Below are 23,648 nucleotides of genomic sequence, written 5' to 3'. Positions count from 1 at the left end.
GGCGGCGAGTTCAGCGCTGCCACACCGGCAGCAGTCCGGCTTCGCCCGCAGCGCAGCGAAATTCGGCCGCGACGCCGATCTCGCCGATCCACGCCGCCTCGCCGTCGATGCACAGCACCGGCAACCGCGGCCGCAGCCACGCCGGCAGGCCGGCTTCCTGGCACAGGTTCTTGAAACTGCGCCGCGGGCGCCCGCCATTCTGCCGCATCGTCAGCCCCGGCCAACGCGGCACCAGCGCGACGTCGGCGGCACGCTGCAGCGCCGCCCGGCCGATGCCCGCGCCGGTCACCGGCTCGAAGCGCACGACGCCGCCCCCCCAGCACAGCGCGGACTCCTGGCGCCAAAGAACAGGCTGCTCGGGTGCGCCGTCGCGCAGCGGCTCCAGCCACACCCCACCCCGGTAGGCGCAGCACACCGCCGGGCCGAGCGGCAGGTACAGCGGCGCCTGTGTCGCGCGCAGTTGCCGGACGACTTCGACGAGCCGCGCGCGCGCCGGCGCCGCGCACCCCATTTCCCGGACCCGCCAGCGCAAGAGGTTGCGCACCCGCTCGTCGGACAACCTCAGCAGCCGGTCGCGCAGCAATGGCGAGCCGCCGCACGCGGAGCAGTCGAGCGCCGCGAGATCGTCAAGCAGTCCGTCCGCCTCGCGGCAATGGCCGCTTGCGCGCGCAAGCGCCGGGACCGCGCCGGGAAAAGCTTCGCCGAGCAGCGGAAATACGCGATGACGCAGGAAATTGCGGGCATGGCGCGGATCGGCGTTGCTCTCGTCCTCGATCCATTCGAGTGACGCTGCGTGCGCGAACGCGCGGATGTCGGCGCGGCGCACGCCGAGCAGCGGCCGCAACCGTCCCGGCGCTCCCGGCTCGATCGCTGCCATCGCCGCAGCGCCGCGCACGCCCGCGCCGCGCAGCAGCCGGAACAGCAGCGTTTCGGCCTGGTCGTCCTGATGGTGGCCGAACACGAGCCAGTCGCACGCGACGCGCGCGAGCGCAGCATGACGGACGTCGCGCGCGGCCGCCTCGAGCCCTGCCGGATGGTCGCGCGCGACCTGCTCGCGAAACGGGTGGAAAGCCACGCCGAGCGCCGCGCACTGTCGGGCGCAGAAATCGAGCCACGCGTCAGCGTTCGGACTCAGGCCGTGATGGACGTGAGCTGCGCAGAGGTCGAAGCCGAAGCGCGGCCGCAGGCCGGCGAGCAGATGCAGCAGCGTCGTCGAGTCGGCCCCGCCGCTGAACGCGACGCACAGCCGCTGCCGTGGCGCCACCGCTGCCGCCGCGAGCACGCCAGCGACAGCATCGGCAAGCAGGGAATCAGGCGACGTTCTGTTCCTTGAACCGGCCATAGCTCATCAGGCGCTCGAGCCGCTTCTCGACCAGTTCGGCCGGAGAAAGGTCCGCCACCTGGCGCAACGCATCCTGCAGCGCACGCTTGAGGGTCTGCGCCATCGCGCGATGATCCCGGTGCGCGCCGCCCGGCGGTTCATTGACGACCCGGTCGATGAGACCGAGCGACTTCAGCCGCGCTGCGGTGATGCCCATCGTCTCGGCCGCTTCGGCAGCCTTGTCGGCGCTCTTCCACAGGATCGACGCGCAGCCTTCCGGCGAGATCACCGAGTACGTCGCGTACTGCAGCATCATCACCTGGTCGCCGACCGCGATCGCCAGCGCGCCGCCGGAACCGCCTTCGCCGATGATCGTCGCGATGATCGGCACCTTGAGTTCGGCCATCACGTAAAGATTGCGGCCGATCGCTTCGGACTGGCCGCGCTCCTCGGCGTCGATCCCGGGATACGCGCCGGGGGTGTCGACGAACGTGAACACCGGCAGGCCGAACTTCTCCGCGAGCCGCATCAGCCGCAGCGCCTTGCGATAACCTTCCGGCCGCGGCATGCCGAAGTTGCGCAGGATCTTTTCCTTCGTGTCGCGGCCTTTCTGGTGGCCGATGACGACGCAGCTCTGGCCGTTGAACCGCGCGAGGCCGCCGACGATCGCCTTGTCGTCGGCGTACGTGCGATCGCCGTGCAGCTCGACGAAGTCGGTAAAGATATGGCGCGCGTAGTCCAGGGTGTAGGGCCGCTGCGGATGACGCGAGACCTGCGCGATCTGCCACGGCGTGAGCTTCGCGTACAGGTTCCTCGACAGCGTCTGGCTCTTCGCTTCGAGGCGCGCGATCTCCTCGGAAATATCCACTGCCGAATCGTCCTGGACGAATCTTAGCTTCTCGATCTTTGCTTCGAGATCGGCAACAGGTTGTTCGAAATCCAGAAAGGTGGTCTTCATCCGACCGTTCCAAGCGAAAAAAAGTGCGACATTGTAACGCTTGTCGCTGCAAAGCCGCGGGCCTGCGGCACGCTCCATCGCACCCGTCGCGGGGCGACCCGCACGTGACAGCCCGGGACCGCTGAGGCATGATGCGCGCAGGCATACAACGCAAAGGAGCAGCGGGGACGACACAATCTCCGCGCCATGAGTAGTCGAAACACCCCGATGACGGCCTTTTCGGCCACACCGAAAGCCGCCAGGCGCGGCAAGCGCCACCGCAGCGAAAGCTCCCGGCGATGTTGCCCGGAGAACGCTTTCTCCCGCCCTCGCGCGCCCCTGTTCGCTCGCTCCCGATCGACCCCGCCCCCGCCCGCCGCTGCCGCGCCTGCCCGGATCGCAGCACCTCCCGTGTCGCAGCTTCTCCGTTCGGTCCGTCTGCTGATCGCCGCCGTGCCCGCCGCAGCGCGTCCTGTCGTTGCCGGCGGCACGCGGGCTGCGGCCGCGTCGCGCCACGCTTTTCCCGGATAGCCCGAAAATGGAAATTTTCATTCTCGTCGCCCTGATTCTGCTGAACGGGGCTTTCGCGATGTCCGAGATCGCCCTCGTCACTGCGCGCCGCGGCCGGCTCGCGCGGCTCGCCGAAGACGGCGATGCGTCCGCCCGCGTCGCGATCGAGCTCGGCGAGGAGCCGACCCGCTTCCTGTCGACGATCCAGATCGGCATCACGTCGATCGGCATCCTCAACGGCATCGTCGGCGAAGCCGCGCTCGCGGCCCCGCTTGCGAGCTGGCTGCAGACGCTCGGCCTCGACCAGAATCCGAGCGAAGTCGGCGCGACCGTGCTGGTCGTCGTCGTGATCACCTATGTCTCGATCGTTGTCGGCGAACTGGTGCCGAAACGGATCGGCCAGATCAACCCGGAAGGCATCGCGATCCTCGTCGCCCGCCCGATGAAGGCGCTCGCGATCGGGTCGCGCCCGTTCGTGCGCCTGCTGATGTCGTCGACCGCGCTGCTGCTGCGCCTCTTGGGCAAGCGTGACGAAGGGGCGCCGAGCATCACCGAGGAAGAGATCCACGCGCTGCTCGAAGAGGGATCGGAAGCCGGCATCATCGAAAAGAACGAGCACACGATGGTGCGCAACGTGTTCCGACTCGACGACCGCCAGATCGGCTCGCTGATGGTGCCGCGCGCCGACATCGTGTGGCTCGACGTCACGCGCCCGCTCGACGAGAACCTCGCGCGCATGGCCGAGTCCGACCATTCGCGCTTTCCGGTGTGCCGTGGCGGACTCGATGACATCCTCGGCATCATCTCGTCGAAGCAGCTCTTCAACCAGACGCTCAAAGGCGGCAAGACCGATCTGACGCAGCAGCTGCAGCCGCCGGTCTATGTGCCCGAGTCGCTGACCGGCATGGAACTGCTCGACCAGTTCCGCGCGTCGAGCACGCAGATGGTGTTCGTCATCGACGAATACGGCGAAATCCAGGGGATGGTGACGCTGCAGGACGTGCTCGAAGCGGTCACCGGCGAATTCCACCCGCACAGCCTCGAAGAAGCCTGGGCGGTGCAGCGCGAAGACGGCTCCTGGCTGCTCGACGGCATGATCCCGATTCCGGAACTGAAAGACCGTCTCGAACTCAAGACGGTACCGGAGGAAGAACGGGGGCGTTACCACACGCTGAGCGGCATGGTGATGTGGCTGCTCGGCCGCCTGCCGCATACCGGGGATGTGTCGCAGTGGGGAGAGTGGCGACTGGAAGTCGTCGATCTCGACGGCAAGCGCATCGACAAGGTGCTCGCGACGCGCATCCCCGACCCTGCGGCTGCCGTGACTCCGGATGCTCCGGCTCCAACTCCGCCCGCAGACTGAAGCCCCGCAGAGCCGCGGCGGCGGGCATTTATCGCCGCACTGACTGCACCACCGACCGCATGCTCATGGCTACCGAAACCCGCCGCTGGCACACCCTGACCGCCGAAGCCGCGGCCGAAGCGCTCGACGTGGATGTCGTGCGCGGCCTGGCTACCGAGCAGATCGCCGAGCGGCTCGCGCGCTTCGGCCCGAACAGGCTCGCCGAAGCGGCAGCGCGGCCAGTGTGGCTGAAGTTCGTCGATCAGTTCAGGAACTTCCTCGTGATCGTCCTGATATTCGCTGCCGTCCTCGCCTGGGCGATCGGCGAATTCAAGGATGCGGTGGTGATCCTCGTCGTCGTGCTGCTCAACGCTTCGCTCGGCTTCTACCAGGAGCATCGCGCCGAACGCACGCTCGCCGCGCTGAAGGACATGCTCGCTGCGCGGGCTCGCGTGCGGCGTGACGGCAAGCTCGTCGAAGTCGACGCCAGCGAGCTCGTGCCCGGCGACATCGTGCTGCTCGAAGCGGGCGACCGCATCCCCGCCGACGGTCGGCTCCTCGCCGCGCACAACCTCGAAGTCGAGGAAGCGGCACTCACCGGCGAATCCCACACCGTCGGCAAATCGGTCGCGGCGCTGGAGACCACGGAACTGCCGCTCGGCGAGCGCGCGAACCTGCTCTACATGAACACCGTCGTGACGCGCGGACGCGCCGAGCTGATCGTCGTCGCGACCGGCATGACGACCGAGATGGGTCAGCTCGCCGGCATGATCGCCGAAACCGCGGAGACCGAGACCCCGCTGCAGCGCCAGCTCGACAGCCTGGGCAAGAAACTCGCGGCGATTGCCGGCGTCGTCGTGACGGCGATTTTCGCGCTCGATTTCGCACGCGGCCTGCCCTGGACGCAGGCGGCGATGAGCGCCGTGGCCCTCGCCGTCGCGGCGATCCCCGAAGGCCTGCCGGCAGTCGTCACGGTGACGCTGGCGATCGGGATGTGGCGGATGGCGCAGAAACGCGCGATCCTGAAGAAACTCTCGGCAGTCGAGACGCTCGGCTGCACGACCGTCATCTGCTCGGACAAGACCGGCACGCTGACGCTGAACCAGATGACCGCGCGCGCGTGCTGGGTCGCGTGCGAGCGGTTCGCAGTCAGTGGCGAGGGCTACCGCGCCGAGGGCTGCATCACCGGCAGCGCAGACGGCGACGCCGGCCTGCGCTTGCGGCCGCTGCTGCTGCCGGTCGCGCTGTGCTCCGACTCGCGCGTCCATGACGGCGAACTCGTCGGCGATCCGACCGAAGGCGCGTTGTGGGTGCTCGCGCAAAAAGGCGGCTACGAGCCGCCCGCCGAACAGGAACGGTGCGCGCGCATCGCCGAAATCCCGTTCGATTCGGCGCACAAGTTCATGGCGACGTTCCACGACGCCGGCGAGCACGTCGACATGTTCATCAAGGGGGCACCGGACGTGCTGTTCGCGCGCTGCGCGATGTGGCTCGTCGCGGACCGCGAGGAGCCGCTCGACGAGCGGGCGCGCAGCTGCATCGTCACCGAGAACAATCATCTCGCCGGACAGGCGTTGCGCGTGCTCGCGGTCGCGCGGCGCCGCATCCCGAAACACCAGTTCGACCCGCAAGCCGACCTGTGGGCGTGGGCCGACGGCTGGACTTTCGTCGGCCTCGCCGGCCTGATGGATCCGCCGCGCCCCGAAGCGGCAGCGGCGATCGAGCTGTGCACGCGCGCCGGCATCCAGGTCAAGATGATCACCGGCGACCACAAGGTCACGGCGGCAGCGATTGCCGGCGAGCTCGGACTGCGCGGCGACGCCGTCAGCGGTGCCGAGCTCGACGCGATGACGGACGCCGAGCTGGACGCGCGCGTCAACGACATTACCGTCTTCGCGCGCGTGTCGCCGACGCACAAGGTCAGGATCGTCAAGGCGCTGAAAGCCGGCGGGCATGTCGTCGCGATGACCGGCGACGGCGTCAACGACGCGCCGGCGCTCAAGGCGGCCGACATCGGCATCGCAATGGGCATCACCGGGACCGCGGTGACGCGCGAAGCGGCGACGATGGTGCTGACCGACGACAACTTCGCGACGATCGTGCGCGCGGTCGAGGAAGGGCGCGTGATCTTCGACAACATCGTCAAGTTCGTGCGCTTTCAGCTGTCGACGAACATCGGCGCGATCCTGACCGTGCTGGCCGCGACGCTGCTCGGGATGCCGGCGCCGTTCACCGCGATCCAGCTGCTGTGGATCAACATCATCATGGACGGCCCGCCGGCGATGACGCTCGGCATCGAGCCGGCCCGCCCGGGCATCATGCGCGCCGCGCCGCGCGCGCAGGACGCGCAAATCCTGACGCTGCGCCGCTTGGCGCGGCTGTCGCTCTACGGCGCGACGATGATGGTGGGCACGCTGTGGCTGTTCCAGTCCGCGCTGGCCGAGCACGGCGAGGCGCGCGCGCTGACGCTGGCATTCACGACTTTCGTGCTGTTCCAGTTCTTCAACGTGTTCAACGCGCGCAACGAGCACGGCAGCGCTTTCAACTCGCAGTTCCTCACCAACATACGGCTGTGGATCGCGCTCGGCGGCGTGCTCGCGCTGCAGGGAGTAGTGGTGCACTGGCCGCCGGCCCAAGCCATTTTCGGCACGACGGCGCTGGAGGGCGGAGACTGGCTGCTCTCGGCGGCGGTCGCCTCGAGCGTCCTGCTGCTCGACGAAGCCCGCAAGCTGCTGCAGCGGCTGCTGTTTCCCGCTCTCAAGCAGTCATAGATGCTTGTGGCGCCGGACAGCAGCGGCAAGCGGTTGCAAAAAAACGGGGCGGCCCGCTGCGCGAACCGCCCCGCCTCGCCGCCGCAGCGGCAACGTTCAGTCGTTGTTCATCACGCCGAGGATGTGCAGCAGGCTCGTGAAGAGGTTGTAGATCGACACGTACAACGTCACCGTCGCCATCACGTAGTTCGTTTCACCGCCGTGGATGATGTTGCTGGTCTCATACAGGATGAGACCCGACATCAGCAGCACGAACATCGCCGACACCGCGAGCGACAGGCCGGGCATCTCGAAGAAGATCGCGCCCAGGCCGGCGAGGAACGCGACGAGGATGCCGACCATCAGGAAGCCGCCCATGAACGAGAAGTCCTTGCGGCTCGTCAGCGCGTACGCCGACAGGCCGAGGAAGATCGCCGCGGTGCCGCCCATCGCCTGCATCACCACCTGCCCGCCGTTCGGCAGCGCGAGGTAGTGCGACAGGATCGGGCCGAGCGTGTAGCCCATGAAGCCGGTGAGCGCGAACACGAACAGGATGCCGAGCCCGCTGTCGCGGAACTTCGTCGTCAGGAACAGCAGGCCGAAGTACCCCACCAGCGTGAGGATGATCCCCGGGTGCGGCAGGCCGAGCGCGAGCGACGCGCCGGCGGTGAGCGCCGAGAAAGCCAGCGTCAGCGACAGCAGCATGTAAGTGTTGCGGATGACCCTGTTCGTCGAGAGGACCGACGCCTCCGACCTTGTCATCGTACCGATTCGGTTTTCCATTGAATGTCTACCTCCTTGAATCGAAGTTGTTTTGAACCCGCTGCCCGGATCAGGTTCCGGCGAGGACGGGATCCGCGACTGCTGTCGCCCGGCTGAACTGCCGCAAACGGGCGAGACGCCGCCCCAGCACTTGGGCGACCCGCTCCGCGGCCAGATCGACGACCGGGCGCGCATCCGTGCCGGTCACCGAAAAGATCACGTCCGGGCAATTGCGCAAACGCAGTTGTACCACACAACGCTTGTCGGCCCCGCCGCGCGGCCCGTTCACGTCCGCGACCTTGATGCGCGCCCACTGAATCTGGTCGCGAAAGCGGCCGATCGCGAAACGCATTCGCCGTGCGACATAGTCCCGCAGACCCGACGGTGCTTCCAGACCGCTGCATTGCAGATCGATGCGCATGTTTCTTCTCCCTGGTGGTTGATGCCTGCATCTACTCGTTGATACTAAGCGTCAGACTGTTCGGTAAAATACGAGTTCAACGGAATCTTTAGCATGTTTTTCCGAAGAGTCGAGAGGACGTGATGCTCAATTTCAAGCAGCTCCACCACTTCTGGAACGTTGCCCGCGCCGGCGGGATCGTGCGCGCCAGCGAGCGCTCCGGCCTCGCGCCGCAGACGCTGAGCGGCCAGATCGCGATCCTCGAGGCGAGCCTCGGCGTGACGCTGTTCCGCCGCCGCGGCCGCGGGCTCGCGCTGACCGAAACCGGCCAGATGGTGCTCGATTATGCCGAGGAGATTTTCCGCGTCGGCAGCGAGCTCGAGGAGGCGCTGCACAACCGCGCGGCCGGGCGCGCGATTCCGTTCCGTGTCGGAATCGCCGATGTCGTGCCGAAAGCGATCGCGTGGCTGCTGCTCGCGCCGTCGATGAAGCTCGCCGAACCGGTGCGCATCGTCTGCCGCGAGGACAAGATGGTCCGGCTGCTCGGCGACCTCGCGATCCACAAGCTCGACGTCGTGCTCGCGGACAGTCCGATGCCGGCCCACATGGACGTGCGCGGCTACAACCACAAGCTCGGGGAATCGCCGATCAGCTTTTTCGCCGCCCCTTCGCTCGCCGAAAGCCTGAGCGGCAGTTTTCCGGCGAATCTCGCCCGCCAGCCGATGCTGATCCCGGGCGCCGATGCCGCGGTGCGGCGGCCGCTGATGCAGTGGTTCGAAGAACAGCACATCGCGCCGCACATCGTCGGCGAATTCGACGATGCCGCGCTCATGAAAGCGTTCGGCGAAGCGGGCGTCGGCGTGTTCCCCGCGGCGACGCTGATCGCCGAACAGGTGTGCCGCCAGCACGGCGTGCGCTGCCTCGGCGAAGCACCTGCGGTCAGCGAAGCCTACTACGCGATCTCGGTCGAGCGCCGCATCTCCCACCCGGCGACGCTGGCGATCAGCCGTTCGGGACTGGAGGGGGCGAAGCGGGATTGACCGCGACGGGAACCGTAGGGGAGCGCGCGGCCGCCGGCCTATCGCCGTATCGCTGAATGTTAGAATGCTCGTCCCTGTGTCGAAACTGTGTCGTCAGAACCAGCTCAGGCATCCTACCGTCGATCCCCGGTCTCTCTTCGCCGTTCGCTGGCTCGTCTTCGTGATCCGGTGTTGATGGCGCCCCGACACCAGCGTAACCACTTGACCAGAAAGAGTTTTAAATGAGCCTCAAATGCGGAATCGTCGGCCTGCCGAACGTCGGCAAGTCGACCCTCTTCAACGCGCTGACGAAATCCGGCATCGCCGCCGAGAACTACCCGTTCTGCACGATCGAGCCGAACGTCGGCATCGTCGAAGTGCCCGATGCACGGCTCGATGCGCTGTCCGCGATCGTCAAGCCGCAGAAAGTGCAGCCGGCGATCGTCGAGTTCGTCGACATTGCGGGCCTCGTCGCCGGAGCGTCGAAAGGCGAAGGCCTCGGCAACCAGTTCCTCGCGAACATCCGCGAGACTGACGCGATCGTGCACGTCGTGCGCTGCTTCGCCGACGAGAACGTCGTGCATGTGTCGGGCAGCGTCGACCCGATCCGCGACATCGAAGTCATCGACACCGAACTCGCACTCGCCGACATGGCAACGGTCGACAAGGCGCTCGCCCGCTACAAGCGTCCCGCCGCCGCCGGCGACAAGGACGCGAAAGTCCTTGTCGCGGTGCTCGAAAAATGCATCGCGCAGCTCGACCAGGCGAAGCCGGTGCGCGCGCTCGACCTGGCGAAGGAGGAATGGGCGAGCCTCAAGCCGTTCTGCCTGATCACCGCAAAACCGGTGCTGTACGTCGCGAACGTCAAGGAAGGCGGCTTCGAGAACAACCCGCAGCTGGACGCCGTCGTCGCGCACGCCGCTGCCGAGAAAGCCGAAGTCGTCGCGATCTGCGCTGCGATCGAAGCCGAGATTGCCGAACTCGACGATGCCGACAAAGCCGAATTTCTCGCCGACCTCGGGCTCGACGAACCGGGCCTGAACCGCCTGATTCGCGCCGGCTACAAGCTCCTCGGCCTGCAGACCTACTTCACCGCCGGGGTCAAGGAAGTGCGTGCCTGGACGATCCACGTCGGCGACACTGCGCCGCAGGCGGCCGGCGTGATCCACACCGATTTCGAGCGCGGCTTCATCCGCGCGCAAACGATCGCGTTCGACGACTTCATCGCGTACAAAGGCGAACAGGGCGCGAAGGAAGCCGGCAAGATGCGCGCCGAAGGCAAGGATTACGTCGTCAAGGACGGCGACGTGCTGAACTTCCTGTTCAACGTCTGAGCCCGGATTGCGGGATCAGACATCCGGCAGCAGCTCGACAAACCCCGCAAGCTGCTACGGTTACGGGGTTTGTCGTAAGGCAACCCGCCGTGTCCGGCCGACGATCCCCGGCGCTGTCGCAGCTTGCGTCCCGGTTCGTGTCACTCGGCGGGAAGGCCGGGGCCAGCGGACTTGGGTCTTTGGTCGCCCAGATCGATGCCGACGATGTGGGCCTGGCCGACCAGCTGCGCAACGTACTGCTGATACGTTAACTGTTCCAGGCGACCGGTCAGATAATCGCGAATCCTGGCCTGCACCGCTTCGAACGGCAGCGCTTCGCCGAGCGCGAGGTGGTCGATCATGACGATGTGATGGCCGAAGCGGGTCTCGACGAGCTGGGGCAACAGCCCTGCCTTGCCGAAATTGACAAGGGCCACCCAGAATTCCGGGACGACCGCTCCTTCGGAGAGCTGGCCCAGCGCTCCGCCGATCTTCGCGCTCGTGCAGCACGATTCCTCCGCGGCGACCCGTTCGAACGCTTCCGGATTGTTCTTGAGGTGGAACAGCGCGCGTTCTGCCTTTTGCGCAGTTGCCCGGTCACTCCCGTCGCGTGTCGTGTCGAACAGGATGTGGCGGACTTCGAAAAGAGCGCCGCTGCGGAATCTTTGCCGGTTGGCGTCGAAATAGCGGCGGATTTCCTTGTCGGCGACCGGCTCGAGCTTGACCTCGCGTTCCAGCAGCTTTTCGACTGCAGCCTCTTCGTTGTCCGCTTCGATCCCGACGGTCGCGGCGCGCTGGCGCAGCAGCGTGCGCACCACCAGCGAGCGGGCCGCTGCGTGCCGGGGATCGGGCGCATCCCGGAACTGCTCCATGACCGCGGTGATCGTCTCTTCGCTGATACGCTCGCCATTGACGGCGATCGCCTCGGGGCTGTTTCGGTAAAAGGTGACAATGTTGTCCATGGTGTTTGCGGCCAAGAGTTGAAGGATGCCGCAACGCCGGAGAGGCATGCGGGCAGGACAGGGGTTGAAGCGTTCAACATCGATGTTGAAATCCTGCGCACCTTGCCGGAGTCGTGTTCAGCGCTGCGACGAGTGGGCGCCAAACGTCCACAGCGCGTTGCCGACATAATGCCAGCCGAGCAGCAGACCGGTCGTCACGACTTGCGCGAGCAGGTAATGCAGCGCGAGGAGATCGGTGAAAGCGTACATCAGCAGCGCGTTCCATAGCAGCCCGATGCCGGCGACGGCGAAGAAACGCGGCAGCGCCTCGACGTGCGCGCGTTGGGAGCGGAACACGAGGCTGCGGTTCATCGCGTAATTGACCAGCGCGCCGAGCACGAAACCGGCCGCCGAACCCACGACCGGCTCGGCGCCCGCGACTTCGACGAGCGCGAGCAGCAACGAGTAATGCGCCAGCGTACCGACCGCGCCGACCATCGCGAAGCGCAGGAAGCGGCCGAGCCGGAAGGCGCTCACTGCGGCTCCCGGTCGGCTCCGGCCAGCAGGCGCCGGTCACGCACGACCGCGAGCGTCACGCCGTCGCGCACGACTTCGGCGACGGCCCTGCCCTTGACCGCCGTATCGCAATTCATGTGCGTCGCTGCGAGGAAGAAGTCCGCAGCGCGCCAGTCGCGCGTCACGTCCAGCCCCGGTGCGAGCCATTCCGCACCTTGCAGCGATTCCGCACACACCGCGACGCTGTAGCGCCGCCCCCCCTCGCCTTCTCGTGCGACATGGGCATTCAGCAGGCCGGCCGCTTCGCGCAGGCTGCTCGCCCAGTAGTCCTGCTCCCACCGCCCGGCGCCGCCCGGACCGCCGGCAAAGCCGTTGTAGAACACGTATTCGTACGGGTGCAGGCGTGCCAATGTCACGACATGGGCGATCGCCAGCAGCACGCAGCCGGCCGCGGCCAGCCTTCGCGCGCGAGGCAAGCGGGCAGCACGCCGCCATGCGTGCTGCAGGCCGACGGCGCCGAGCACCGCCAGCGGCGGCAGGACGAAGGTGAAGTGGCGGATGCCGTTGTACAGCGGCGGCGCGGCGAGCAGCGTGTACGCGAGGGGGAATCCCGCGGCGAGCGCAACCGGCAGCCAGCGCCGCGCCGCACGGCAGCCCTCCGCGGAGCGCAGCGACGGCAATGCGCGCACCGCGCCGAGCAGCACGCACGCGACGCCGAGGAGGAACAGTTCGGGCAGACGCACGAGCAGATAGCTCAGCAGGTAGTGGCCCGGCACGTCGCCGTTCTTCATCACGACGCCAGCGAGGATCGTGTCGAGCTGGAACGCGAAATGCGAGAACGTCGTCATCGCGCGAAACAGGTTGCCCGGCGACATCACCGCCCACGGCCAGAAGAGCCCCATCAGCACGAACGCGACGAGCCCGGCGGGCAACAGCGCAATGACGGCCCGGCCGAGAATCGCCCCCCGTTCCGGTCGGTCCGCGCCGCCGATCCACGCTGCCCCCAACACCGCGACGCCCAAATAGAACACCGTGAACACCGCGCCGACGCGCAGCCCGAAGGCACAACCGATCGCCACGCCGAGTCCGAGCACGTCCGCGCGGCGGATCGTCGGCAGGTCGCTCGTGAAGCGGGTCGTGAAATACAGCGCCCACACCATCGCGGTGGCGAAAGGCACATCCTTCGTGTGCGTGAACATCGCCCCGGACCACGCGCCCGTCAGCAGCAGCAGCCCGAGCGCCGCGAGCGCCGCGCGTTCGCCGGCCAGCAGGCGTGCCAGCAGCCAGGTGCCGGCCAAGCCGGCCAAACCGAACGCGGCCGACAACAGGTGACGCAGATCCCACACGCCGATCGGCACGATGCGCTCGAGCGTGGCCGCGATAAGATCGAACAGGCCGCCGTAGAGGTACAGGTTCTTGTAGGCGAACGCGGCGCGGTCGGTAAAGCCCGACGCGTAGAAATCGACGAGCCGGCGGCCATAGATGTGCTGCACCTCCTCGTCGTTGCTGATGCCGTGCTGATCGAACGTGAGCACGATGAACAGCGCGGTCGCTGCGAGCAGCAGCAGCGCGATGCGCTGCGCCCACCCCGGCAAGAGCGCCACGGCAGCGGCGTCCGCGCGCAAACCGCCCTCGAACGCGATTTCTCCGGGGCGACTCACGGTGCATCCTCGTCGAAACCCAGCTTCTCGGCCACGAGGTACAGCGGCCGCGCCTTGACCTCAGTAAAAATGCGGCCGACGTATTCGCCGAGCACGCCGAGGCTGATCAGCTGGATGCCCGACAGGAACAGCACCGCGACCATCAGCGACGTATAGCCCGGCACATCGATGCCCCAGAGGATCGTCCGCACGACCAGCCAGCCACCGTAGAGCCCTGATATCGCTGCCATCACCAGCCCGACCAGCGACCACACGCGCAGCGGCAGGGTGCTGAACGCCGACAGGCCGTCCCACGCGTAGTTCAACAGCCGCAGCAGCGACCACGCCGAGGCCCCGGCGGCGCGTTCGGCCGGATCGAACGGGATTTCTTCCTGGCGGAACCCGACCCAACTCGTGATCCCTTTCATGAACCGCGTGCGCTCAGGCATGCTGTTGATTGCGCGCACCACCGCATGGTCGAACAGCCGGAAATCCCCGCCCCCCTCGGCGAGCGCGACTTCGGACACGCGCTTGAACAGGCCGTAGAAGCCGCGCGAGAGCTGGCGCCGCAACCAGGTATCGGTGTCGCGCGAGCACCGCACGGCGGTGACCATCTTCGCGCCGGCCCGCCATCGCGCGAGCATCTCCGGAATCAGCTCCGGCGGATGCTGCAGGTCCCCGTCCATCAGCACGACGACCTCGCCCGTCGCCGCGCGCAGGCCCGCCGCCATCGCCGCCTCCTTGCCGAAGTTGCGCGCGAAGCGGATCGCGCGCAACGCGGGATCGATTTCGCACAGCGCGGCGACCTCGGCAAAAGTCGCATCCCGGCTGCCGTCGTCGATGAAGATGATCTCGTGGCCGGCGAGGGGCAGGGTTTCGAGGAGCGCCGCCAGCCGCGCGTGCAGTTCACCCAGCGAGCCGCTCTCGTTGTACAGCGGGATCACCACCGACAGCTTCGGGAGCGTCGGCGAAGGGCGGTGGGGCAACGGCGCGGACGCCAAAAAGGCGGACGCATCGGGACGCGGATCGCGCAGATCGAGGCGGGGCACGGCTTCACATTCGAAAAATCTCCGGGCGCGGAGACAACCAAGTGTAAACGCAGCCGCCCCTTCGCGCGTTGACGCCCCGTCCGCGATAAAGTCCCGCCATGCCACACTTTTCCGCAACCCGCCCGCTCATCGTCTGCGCCGACGACTTCGGCATCGCGCCGGGAGTCAGCGACGCGATTGCCGAGCTGATCGCTGCGCGCCGCCTGACGGCGACGAGCTGCATGACCGGCCTGCCCGACTGGCGCCGCTGCGCACCGACGCTGCGGCAGGTGATTCTCCGCAACCCTGCCGACGTCGGTCTGCACCTGACGCTGACCGATCACGCTCCCGTCAGCCGCGCAAGCGGACTCGCGCGGCACGGCCGTCTGCCGACACTCGGCCATCTGCTGCCGCGGACGCTCGCCGGCGCCGTGCGTCGCGACTCTATCGCTGACGAGCTGCGCGCGCAGCTCGACGCGTTCGAGGATATCTGGGGCGGCCCGCCCGCGTACGTCGATGGTCACCAGCACGTCCATGTGCTGCCGTTGGTGCGCGAAGTGCTCGTCGAGGAACTGCATCGCCGCTATGTCCCGAACACGGTGTGGGTGCGCGACTGCGTCGAGTCGTCCGGGCGATGCCTGCGGCGGCGCGTCGCGCTACCGAAAGCGCTGTTCATCAGCCGCCTCGCGCTCGGCCTGCGCCGCCTGCTGCGCAACTACGCCCTGCCCGCGAACGACGGCTTTGCCGGCCTGCACGATTTTTCCGGACGCCGTCCGTTCGGCGCGCTGATGCGGCGTTTTCTCGAAACGTCCGGCCCCCGACCGCTGCTCCACGTCCATCCCGGCCGCGTGGATGCGACGCTGCGTGCCTGCGACAGCCTGACGGCACCGCGGGAGGTCGAACTCGCATATCTCGCGTCCGCGCAGTTCCCGCGTGATCTCGCCACCGCCGGTCTGCGCCCTGCGCGTTTTGCGGACTTCGCCGCCCCTCCCGCGACAAGAGCGGGGTTGCCCGCCGGCACATGATCGACGAAGCCCTGCCCTCGTATGTCGGCCGCTTCGCACCCTCCCCGAGCGGGCCGTTGCATTTCGGCTCGCTGGTCGCGGCCGTCGGCAGTTTTCTCGACGCCTGCGCGCAGCATGGCAAGTGGCTGCTGCGCATCGAGGACGTCGACACGCCGCGCAGCGTGCCCGGCGCTGCGCAGGACATCATCGCGACGCTCGAGCGTTTCGGCTTCGAATGGGACGCCGAACCGGTGTGGCAGAGCGCACGGCTCGACGCCTACCGCGACGCCTTCGAGCGCCTCAAAGCCGCAGGACATGTCTTCCCGTGCGCCTGCACGCGCCGCGAGATCGCCGATTCCGCGCTCGCGCGCGACGGCTCGCGGCTCTACCCGGGCACCTGCCGCAACGGCCTGCCACCCGGACGCAGCGCCCATGCGTGGCGCGTGCGGGCGCACGGAAGGATCGTCTTCGCGGACCGCATTCAGGGACGGCAGGAGGAAGATCTCGCGACCGAAGTCGGCGACTACGTCGTCCTGCGCGGCGACGGGCAGTTCGCGTACCAGCTCGCGGTGGTCGTCGATGATGCGGCGGCGGGCGTGACCGACGTCGTGCGCGGCGCCGACCTCCTCGGCTCGACCGGGCGCCAGATCCATCTGCAGCGGCTGCTCGGCTACCCGACGCCCGCCTATGCGCATCTGCCGGTCGTCGTCAATGCGGCAGGCGAAAAGCTGTCGAAGCAGACTTTGGCCGCCCCGGTAGCGACGCTGCCGCCGGCCCGCGCGCTCGTCGCCGCGCTCGCCTTTCTCGGGCAGAATCCGCCCCTCGCGCTCGACCGTGCCTCATTGCGCGAGATATGGAAATGGGCCGTAACGCACTGGTCGCTCGCGGACGTGCCGCGGCAGCGGCAGGCGGAAGCGTCGGCAGCCGTTTCCTCCCCGGCACCCGAAAACCCCCCGCCGACGAATTGAAAATCACCGCGACGGCCATCGCCGGGAGCTTCGCGCCGGTGCGAAGCCTCACCACGGAATCGGCTGGCGATCGCGGAAGAAACCGCCGCTCGGTCCGTCGTCAGGCAGCGTCGCCAGCCACACGACGCTGTCGATGCCCTCTTCCGGCGAGCGCGGCGCTTCGGGCCCGCCAAGATCGGTGCGGCACCAGCCCGGACAGACCGAATTCACCTTGATGCGGTACTCAGCCATTTCGGTTGCAAGGATGCGCGTCAGGGCGTTCAAGGCGGTTTTCGAGATGCGGTACGCCGGTGCCCCCGCCTCCATTTCAGCGAGCTGACCCATTCCCGACGCGAGATTGACGACCCGCCCCGCGCGACTCGCGCGCATCAGCGGCAGCAGCGCCTGGGAGACGCGCAGCGCGCCGAACAGGTTCGTCTCGAGCGTCGCGCGAAGCGTATCGACCGGCAGCTCGAGAATGCTCGTCGAATAACGGTCGAGGAGCACGCCGGCGTTGTTGATGAGCACATCGACGCGACCGAAGCGTGCCGCGATCCAGTCGCGCAGCGCACCCACGGACGCATCCTCGGTCACGTCAAGGCGGCAGGTTTCGAGCGAATGACCGCTCAGCTCGAGCTTCGCGCACAACGGCGCAAGATCGGCCGGATTGCGCGCCGTCGCAATGACCAGGTGGTCCGGCATCGTCGCCAGGCGATAGGCGGCAGCGCGGCCGAGTCCGCGGCTCGCGCCGCTGATGACCGAGATGGTGCGGCTTTCCATGATCCGGCTCCTGCTGGGCGACGTCCGTCGTCCTACGCTCCCGGCCGCGACTGCAGCACGGCGCGGGCGCAAGCGTGCGCGAGGCGATCGCTCAGGATCGCAGGCTCAGGTTGAGCTGATCGACGAGCTCGGCCCAGTCCGCGTCGTCATTGATCTCCTCGCGCAGGAAAGCGGCCTGGGCAGGCGTCCAGAACGACGCGTCGGCAAGGGCGATGTTTTCGGGGAGCGGTGAATGGCTGGCGATGAATCGTTCGATCGACGCCTCGTCGGAGGGCAAGCCGAGTTGGGCGAACAGGTTGCTCAGCGAGTGGGTCGAGAGTTCCATCGCTAACCTCCGTGTCGTCGGAAAAATCACTTCCGCCGCGATCGCGCCGAATGCGCTTCCCGACGTTTTATAGAGTGCCTGCTCGCGCACGAGTTCATGCCGGCGGCGGGAGGATCTCAATGCTTGCCGCCGTAACCGGCCACCCCGATCGCCAGACGCACCAGCTGGTACGAAATCCAGCTGGTCACGCGGCGCAGCGTCGGCAACCGGCGCCAGTCCTCGCGGCGCAGTTCGCGCGCGCCGCTCGCAATCGCCCGCTGGAGGCTCGCATCGAGTTCGGTCGCGAAAAGGACGTCGTCGATGACGACGTTGGCTTCGCGCGCGAGCAGCAGGCTGAACGGGTCGATGTTGCTCGAACCGACCGTCGCCCAGCGCCGATCGACGACCGCGACTTTCGCGTGAAGATGGCTGTCGTGATATTCGAACAGATGGATGCCGCGGCCGAGAAAGAACGGATACAGCGCGCGCGTCGCATGGCACAGCATCGGGTGGTCGGACACCCCCTGCAGCAGCAGCGACACGCGCACGCCGCGCTTGGCGGCATCGACGAGGGCCTGGCGGAAACGCCGGCCGGGGAAAAAATACGCGCAGGCGATCAGCACTTCGGTGCGCGCGCCGGCGATCGCGTCGAGATACGCATCTTCGATGTCGCGCCGGCGGCGCAGGTTGTCGCGCGTGACGAACGCGGCGCGCACCGTCCCGGCAGGACCGGTCTTCGCCGGGACGAGCAGCGGATCATGCAGCCGGCGCCCGACTCTCGCCCACGACACGAGCCGCCACAGGCGGTGCATCGACTCGAGTATCGGCGCGAGCAGCGGCCCTTCGACACGCACCGCGTAGTCGAAGCGCGGGCGTTCGAGCAGGCCGCCCTGCAGGTCGTCGACGATGTTTATGCCGCCGACGAACGCAACCGCCCCGTCGATGACGGCCAACTTGCGATGCATGCGGCGCAGGCGGTGTCGGCGCAACGCCAGCATGCGCAACTCGCGGCGGTAGATCATCACCCCGACGCCGTCCGGAATCATTTCGGACATCAGCGTCCGGACGAATTGGCGCCCGCCGAACCCGTCGACCAGCAGCCGTACCGCGACGCCGCGCAGCGCAGCGCGTCGCAGCGCAGCGGCGATCAGGCTGCCGGTCGCGTCGTTCTCGAAGATGTAGGTTTCGAGAAAGATTTCCTTCTGCGCGCCGTCGATCGCCTCTTGCAGTGCGGGGAAGAAATCTCCGCCATTCTCCAGCAGCTTGATCGCGTTGCCGGGGAGAAACTCCGTCACCCGCCGAACTCCAGCTCCGCAGTGAGCGCGGCATGATCGGAAATTCGCGACCACGGCAGGCCGCAATGGACCTGCGCCTGGCGCACCCGGAAACCGCGCACGTAAATACGGTCGAGGCACAGCACCGGCACGGTGCTCGGGAAACTGCGTGCCGCTTCTCCGCGGCCGCGGTCGAACGCTTCGCGCAGGCCCAGCCGGCGCGCGAGCAACTGGTCGGCGCGGTTGCGCCAGTCATTGAAATCGCCGGCGATGATCAGCGGCGCCCCCGCAGGCGCGACCTGTTCCATGCGCTCGGCGAGCGCCCCCATCTGACGGCGCCGGCTGCCCGCCATCAGGCCCAGATGCGCGCACACGCAATGCACCGGCTCGCCGATACCGGGCACCTGCACTTCGCAGTGAAGCAGCCCGCGCCGCTCGAAGCGATGATCGGACACATCCTGGTTCGTCGAGGAAACGATCGGGTAGCGGCTCAGGACGGCGTTGCCGTGATGCCCGTGGTCATAGACCGCATTGCCGCCGTAGGCGAACTGGCTCCACACGTCCTCGGCCAGGAACTCGTGCTGCGGCGAGCCCGGCCAGTTCGGATGGAGGTTCGCGTGCCCCAGGTGCAGCCCCTGCACTTCCTGCAGGAACACCACATCCACGTCGAGGCTGCGCAGGCGTTCGCGCAGTTCATGCACGACCATGCGGCGATTGAACTGCGAGAACCCCTTGTGGATGTTGTAGGTGCAGACGCGCAGGGCCGGCACCGTGTCCATCACGACACCGACAGCATCCGGTCCAGCGCGACCTTCGCGAGCTGCGCTTCGTGCGCCGGCACCTGGATATGATTGACGACCTTGCCGTCGGCGAGGTTTTCGAGGGTCCAGGCGAGATGCTGCGGGTCGATGCGCTGCATCGTCGAACACATGCACACCGTGGGCGCCATGAACTGGACGACCTTGCCTTCGGATTTGACTTCCCCGGCAAGACGATCGACCAGGTTCAGCTCGGTGCCGACCAGCCAGTGCGTGTTCGGCGCGCCGGCCTTGATCGTGTTGATGATGTATTCGGTCGAACCGACGTAGTCGGAGTTGATGCACACCTCGAGGCTGCTCTCCGGATGCGAGATCACGAGACCGTCGGGATGCTGCATGCGCCAGCGCCGGATATGGCTCTCCTGGAACATCTGGTGCACCGAGCAGTGCCCTTTCCACAGCAGGATCTTCGCGTTGCGGATCTGCTCCGGCGTGAGCCCGCCGTATTCGAGATCCGGATCCCAGACCACCATCGCGTCGAGCGCAATGCCTTTCTTGTAGCCGGTCCAGCGCCCCAGGTGCTGGTCGGGGAAGAACAGCACTTTGGGGCGCTGCGCGAACGCCCAGTCGAGGATCGTCGGCGCGTTCGTCGAGGTGCACACGATGCCGCCGTGCTCGCCACAGAACGCCTTCAGGTCGGCCGCCGAATTGATGTAGGTGACCGGCGTGATGAGGTCGTCGGGCGTCCCGAGCACTTCCGCGAGTTCGCGCCAGCAGCGCGTGACTTTCGCCAGGCTCGCCATGTCGGCCATCGAGCAGCCCGCAGCCAGGTCGGGCAGGATCGCCTTCTGGTGCGGCTGCGACATGATGTCGGCCACTTCGGCCATGAAATGCACGCCGCAGAACACGATGAACTCGGCATCGGTCTGCGACGCGAGACGCGCCAGCTTCAGCGAGTCGCCGGTCAGGTCCGCATGCTGGTAGACGTCGGCGCGCTGGTAGTGATGGCACAACAGCACCGCGCGATCGCCGAGTCGCGCACGCGCGGCGCGAATGCGGGCCTGCGCCTCGTCGTCCCGGAGGGTGTTGAAACGATCGAAACTGATGGGGGCAACTTGCATCATTCGGTATCTCTTTCGTATCTCAATCGGTAGCAATGTCGTTCAGACCACGACAGCCCGCAGGGGTTGCGATGACGCCCGCAGGCCGCGGAGCGGATCAGCTCTGCCGCCACGGCAGGCCGGCATGGCGCCAGCCGCCGATGCGGTTGCGCCGGCCGTTCGCGTCGAGGTCCCCCTCGAAACCTTCGAGGACGTTGTAGCACTCCGGATAACCCGCTTCGCTCGCGGCGCGTGCGGCCTTGTCGGAGCGCGCGCCCGAGCGGCACATGAACATCACCAGCGCCTCGGGGTCGACTTCACGTTTCAGTTGTGCGAGGAAGTGCGGATTCGCCTGGTTTCCGGGATAGCTCAACCACTCGATCTCCACCGCGTCGGGCACGCGGCCGACCCAGTCCCACTCGGCACGCGTACGGACATCGACGAGCCGCGCTCCGGGCGCGAGTTGCCAGACTTCGTAAGCTTCGGCCGGCGTCAGCGCGCCCGCGTACGGCAAATTCAGCTCCTGCGCGCGGCACCGCGCGAGCCCGAGCAGATCAGTCAATTTCCCCATTGCCGTCATCCGCATAGATAAGTCGGAGAAGTATATCGCTCCGCTCGCGGACGACCCAACAGCACGCGTTCCCGCTCCCCGTTCCCGCAGGCGGAACGGCGCTGCCGGAGCACCGTCCATTTTGCCTGCACATGCACCATGCCGGTGCGCACGCCTCATCCACCACCCCTAAATGGTGCATTCCTTCGGCAAATTTCCTCGGTCGCGGCGAGGCGGTCCGGCGCATTCCGAAGCGTACGGTAATCGGGGTAACGCTGCCGCGCCGCTCTCCTGCCTTGTGGCACAATGCCGGACACGCCAAAACAGCATGGCACGGATGCTGCTTATTGCCGCGCAACGCAAGTTTCGTCGTTAATCGCTATCGCCCGATCAGACCAGGAGTGAATATGAACGCCCAAGAAGTCATGAAGATGATCCAGGAGAACGAAGTGCGCTTCGTCGACCTGCGCTTTACCGATACCCGCGGCAAGGAGCACCACGTCGGCCTGCCTGTTTCGGCGTTCGAGGAAGACCATTTCGAGCACGGCCACCCGTTCGACGGCTCGTCGCTCGCCGGCTGGAAAGGCATTCAGGCATCCGACATGATCCTGCTGCCGGAAGCGGGCTCCGCGTACATCGACCCGTTCTTCGACGAAACCACCGTCGTGCTGACTTGCGACGTCATCGAGCCGTCCGATGGCAAGGGCTACGACCGCGACCCGCGTTCGATCGCGAAGCGCGCCGAAGCCTACCTGAAGAGCACCGGCATCGGCGACACCGCGTTCTTCGGCCCGGAACCCGAGTTCTTCATCTTCGACTCGGTCGAATGGTCGGTGGACATGTCGGGCGTCTACAGCAAGATCATCTCCGAAGAGGCGGCGTGGTCGACGGCCGACAAGTTCGAAGGCGGCAACACCGGCCACCGTCCGCGCATCAAGGGCGGCTATTTCCCGGTCCCGCCGGTCGACAGCCTCAACGACATTCGCGCCGCGATGGTGCTCGCCCTCGAAGCGTGCGGCGTGCCGGTCGAAGTGCATCACCACGAAGTGGCCAACGCCGGCCAGTGCGAGATCGGCACCAAGTTCAGCACGCTCACCAAACGCGCCGACTGGACGCAGGTCCTGAAGTACATCGTGCATAACGTCGCGCACCAGTACGGCAAGACTGCGACTTTCATGCCGAAGCCGATCGTCGGCGACAACGGCTCGGGCATGCACGTGCACCAGTCGATCTGGAAGGACGGCCAGAACCTGTTCGCGGGCAACGGCTACGCCGGCCTGTCGGAAATGGCCCTGTACTACATCGGCGGCATCATCAAGCACGCTCGCGCTCTGAACGCGATCACCAACCCGGGCACCAACTCGTACAAGCGCCTCGTGCCGCACTACGAAGCCCCGACCAAGCTCGCGTACTCGGCGCGCAACCGTTCGGCGTCGATCCGCATTCCGTACGTCGCCAATCCGAAAGGCCGCCGCATCGAGGCGCGCTTCCCGGATCCCCTGGCCAACCCCTACCTGTGCTTCTCGGCGCTGATGATGGCGGGTCTGGACGGCATCCAGAACAAGATCCACCCGGGCGATCCGGCCGACAAGAACCTGTACGACCTGCCGCCGGAAGAGGACGCGAAGATCCCGACGGTGTGCACGAGCCTCGACCAGGCGCTCGAGTACCTCGACAACGATCGCGAGTTCCTGACGCGCGGCGGGGTGTTCTCGAACGACTTCATCGACGCGTACCTCGCGCTGAAGGGCGAGGAAGTCGACCGCATGCGGATCACGACGCACCCGGTCGAATTCGACATGTACTACAGCCTCTGATCTGCGCATTACCGGGGTCACGCGAGGGACGGGCATTGCCCGTCCCTTTTTTATGGGGTCTAATCGCCGCCACTGCCGGCGATCTTTCCGCCCGGCCCCTGCCTTCCCCAATGGATTTCCTGCCAGCCCTCATGCTCGACATCCGCCTTTTCCCCGCCGTCCTGATCCTGATCCTGGTCGCCGCGCCCGCGCACGCGAGCGTCTATAAATGCGTCGACAGCAGCGGCAGCGTCACCTACACCAATGACAGCACTTTCGCCCGCGGCTGCAAGGAACTGAGCGAAGACCAGCCCGTATCGTCGATCCCTGCGCCGCCTCGCGCGCCCGCTGCGCAGCCGCGCGCGACGCCGAACGATTTCCCGCGCGTCGCGCCCGAAGCGCAGCGTGCGCGCGACGACACCCGCCGGCAGGTGCTGGAGAAGGAGCTCCTCGCCGAGGAAACCGCGCTCGCCGAAGCCAAAAAAGCGCTCGCCGAGCAGGAGGCGATCCGACTCGGCAACGAGCGCAACTACCAGAAAGTGCTCGACCGGCTGCAGCCTTACAAGGACAAGGTCGAACTCCACCAGCGCAACGTCGATGCACTGAAAAAGGAAATCGGCAGCCTCAAGTAGCGAGGGCTTGGCGCGCTTTTTGCG

General features: G+C 67.0%; 22 protein-coding genes. 8 read left to right on the top strand and 14 right to left on the bottom strand.

Features of this window, described 5'->3' with window-relative positions; genetic code table 11:
* Positions 1-10 precede the first annotated feature (10 nt).
* Positions 11-1,282 carry a tRNA lysidine(34) synthetase TilS gene (gene tilS, locus PA01_11275; protein ID KON82090.2) on the bottom strand — a complete coding sequence of 424 codons (1,272 nt, stop codon included), beginning with the start codon at positions 1,280-1,282 and terminating at the stop codon, positions 11-13.
* A 28-nt stretch (positions 1,283-1,310) separates the two neighbouring features.
* On the bottom strand, positions 1,311-2,279 hold the full coding sequence (locus PA01_11270; GenBank protein ID KON82463.1) for an acetyl-CoA carboxylase carboxyltransferase subunit alpha: 969 nt from the start codon (positions 2,277-2,279) through the stop codon (positions 1,311-1,313).
* A 517-nt stretch (positions 2,280-2,796) separates the two neighbouring features.
* Here PA01_11270 and PA01_11265 point away from each other — a divergent pair.
* Positions 2,797-4,131 carry a hemolysin family protein gene (locus PA01_11265; protein ID KON82089.1) on the top strand — a complete coding sequence of 445 codons (1,335 nt, stop codon included), beginning with the start codon at positions 2,797-2,799 and terminating at the stop codon, positions 4,129-4,131.
* Between the two features lie 65 nt (positions 4,132-4,196).
* Positions 4,197-6,881: an HAD-IC family P-type ATPase gene (locus tag PA01_11260; GenBank protein ID KON82088.1), complete on the top strand. Its 2,685-nt coding sequence runs from the start codon at positions 4,197-4,199 to the stop codon at positions 6,879-6,881.
* Positions 6,882-6,977: 96 nt separating this feature from the next.
* Here the strand turns inward: PA01_11260 and PA01_11255 are convergent, their stop codons facing one another.
* Both PA01_11255 and PA01_11250 read right to left on the bottom strand, forming a co-directional pair.
* Positions 6,978-7,643, bottom strand: a complete 666-nt coding sequence (locus PA01_11255) for a Bax inhibitor-1/YccA family protein (protein KON82087.1) — start codon at positions 7,641-7,643, stop codon at positions 6,978-6,980.
* A 49-nt stretch (positions 7,644-7,692) separates the two neighbouring features.
* Positions 7,693-8,043, bottom strand: a complete 351-nt coding sequence (locus PA01_11250) for an HPF/RaiA family ribosome-associated protein (GenBank protein ID KON82086.1) — start codon at positions 8,041-8,043, stop codon at positions 7,693-7,695.
* A gap of 122 nt (positions 8,044-8,165) precedes the next feature.
* Between PA01_11250 and nhaR the strand changes: the two genes are divergently transcribed.
* The gene (gene nhaR, locus PA01_11245; GenBank protein ID KON82085.1) at positions 8,166-9,062 is read left to right on the top strand and encodes a transcriptional activator NhaR; all 897 of its coding nucleotides are present in this window, start codon (positions 8,166-8,168) and stop codon (positions 9,060-9,062) included.
* Positions 9,063-9,283: 221 nt separating this feature from the next.
* Positions 9,284-10,375 (top strand): redox-regulated ATPase YchF, encoded by a 1,092-nt coding sequence (gene ychF, locus PA01_11240; protein ID KON82084.1) that lies wholly within the window; start codon positions 9,284-9,286, stop codon positions 10,373-10,375.
* A gap of 140 nt (positions 10,376-10,515) precedes the next feature.
* On the opposite strand, the gene PA01_11235 is transcribed toward ychF, so the two are convergent.
* The 4 genes from PA01_11235 to PA01_11220 form a co-directional block, all read right to left on the bottom strand.
* Positions 10,516-11,316 (bottom strand): peptidylprolyl isomerase, encoded by an 801-nt coding sequence (locus tag PA01_11235; GenBank protein ID KON82083.1) that lies wholly within the window; start codon positions 11,314-11,316, stop codon positions 10,516-10,518.
* A gap of 117 nt (positions 11,317-11,433) precedes the next feature.
* A complete protein-coding gene (locus PA01_11230; GenBank protein KON82082.1) occupies positions 11,434-11,832 on the bottom strand; it encodes a GtrA family protein in 399 nt (132 codons plus the stop codon).
* Entirely contained in the window at positions 11,829-13,406 is a 1,578-nt protein-coding gene (locus PA01_11225; protein KON82462.2) for a glycosyltransferase family 39 protein, read from the bottom strand. The genes PA01_11230 and PA01_11225 overlap by 4 nt, the downstream gene beginning before the upstream one ends.
* A gap of 62 nt (positions 13,407-13,468) precedes the next feature.
* Positions 13,469-14,500, bottom strand: coding sequence for a glycosyltransferase family 2 protein (locus tag PA01_11220; GenBank protein ID KON82461.2), 1,032 nt, complete (start codon positions 14,498-14,500; stop codon positions 13,469-13,471).
* Between the two features lie 98 nt (positions 14,501-14,598).
* Between PA01_11220 and PA01_11215 the strand changes: the two genes are divergently transcribed.
* Together PA01_11215 and gluQRS are read left to right on the top strand one after the other, a co-directional pair.
* Positions 14,599-15,504, top strand: a complete 906-nt coding sequence (locus tag PA01_11215; protein ID KON82081.1) for a ChbG/HpnK family deacetylase — start codon at positions 14,599-14,601, stop codon at positions 15,502-15,504.
* Positions 15,501-16,451, top strand: coding sequence for a tRNA glutamyl-Q(34) synthetase GluQRS (gene gluQRS / locus PA01_11210; GenBank protein ID KON82460.2), 951 nt, complete (start codon positions 15,501-15,503; stop codon positions 16,449-16,451). The genes PA01_11215 and gluQRS overlap by 4 nt, the downstream gene beginning before the upstream one ends.
* Before the next feature lie 48 nt (positions 16,452-16,499).
* Here gluQRS and PA01_11205 read toward each other — a convergent pair whose 3' ends face one another.
* The 6 genes from PA01_11205 to PA01_11180 form a co-directional block, all read right to left on the bottom strand.
* Positions 16,500-17,210, bottom strand: a complete 711-nt coding sequence (locus PA01_11205) for an SDR family oxidoreductase (protein KON82080.1) — start codon at positions 17,208-17,210, stop codon at positions 16,500-16,502.
* Positions 17,211-17,301: 91 nt separating this feature from the next.
* On the bottom strand, positions 17,302-17,535 hold the full coding sequence (locus PA01_11200) for a DUF2789 domain-containing protein (GenBank protein KON82079.1): 234 nt from the start codon (positions 17,533-17,535) through the stop codon (positions 17,302-17,304).
* Positions 17,536-17,651: 116 nt separating this feature from the next.
* Positions 17,652-18,809 (bottom strand): cardiolipin synthase ClsB, encoded by a 1,158-nt coding sequence (gene clsB, locus PA01_11195; protein KON82078.1) that lies wholly within the window; start codon positions 18,807-18,809, stop codon positions 17,652-17,654.
* The gene (locus tag PA01_11190) at positions 18,806-19,567 is read right to left on the bottom strand and encodes an endonuclease/exonuclease/phosphatase family protein (GenBank protein KON82077.1); all 762 of its coding nucleotides are present in this window, start codon (positions 19,565-19,567) and stop codon (positions 18,806-18,808) included. The genes clsB and PA01_11190 overlap by 4 nt, the downstream gene beginning before the upstream one ends.
* On the bottom strand, positions 19,567-20,667 hold the full coding sequence (gene nadA, locus PA01_11185; protein KON82459.1) for a quinolinate synthase NadA: 1,101 nt from the start codon (positions 20,665-20,667) through the stop codon (positions 19,567-19,569). Before nadA ends, PA01_11190 begins: the two co-directional genes overlap by 1 nt.
* A 97-nt stretch (positions 20,668-20,764) precedes the next feature.
* The gene (locus tag PA01_11180; GenBank protein ID KON82076.1) at positions 20,765-21,217 is read right to left on the bottom strand and encodes a rhodanese-like domain-containing protein; all 453 of its coding nucleotides are present in this window, start codon (positions 21,215-21,217) and stop codon (positions 20,765-20,767) included.
* Between the two features lie 386 nt (positions 21,218-21,603).
* Here PA01_11180 and glnA point away from each other — a divergent pair, with 386 nt between their 5' ends.
* Both glnA and PA01_11170 read left to right on the top strand, forming a co-directional pair.
* Complete coding sequence (glnA, locus tag PA01_11175) at positions 21,604-23,013, top strand: type I glutamate--ammonia ligase (GenBank protein KON82075.1); 1,410 nt, start codon at positions 21,604-21,606, stop codon at positions 23,011-23,013.
* Between the two features lie 131 nt (positions 23,014-23,144).
* Entirely contained in the window at positions 23,145-23,624 is a 480-nt protein-coding gene (locus tag PA01_11170; GenBank protein ID KON82458.1) for a DUF4124 domain-containing protein, read from the top strand.
* The last annotated feature ends 24 nt before the right edge of the window (positions 23,625-23,648 follow it).

This window comes from Azoarcus sp. PA01, assembly GCA_001274695.2.
Taxonomy (GTDB): Bacteria; Pseudomonadota; Gammaproteobacteria; order Burkholderiales; family Rhodocyclaceae; genus Aromatoleum.
This window is presented reverse-complemented; position numbering and strand designations above follow the sequence as displayed.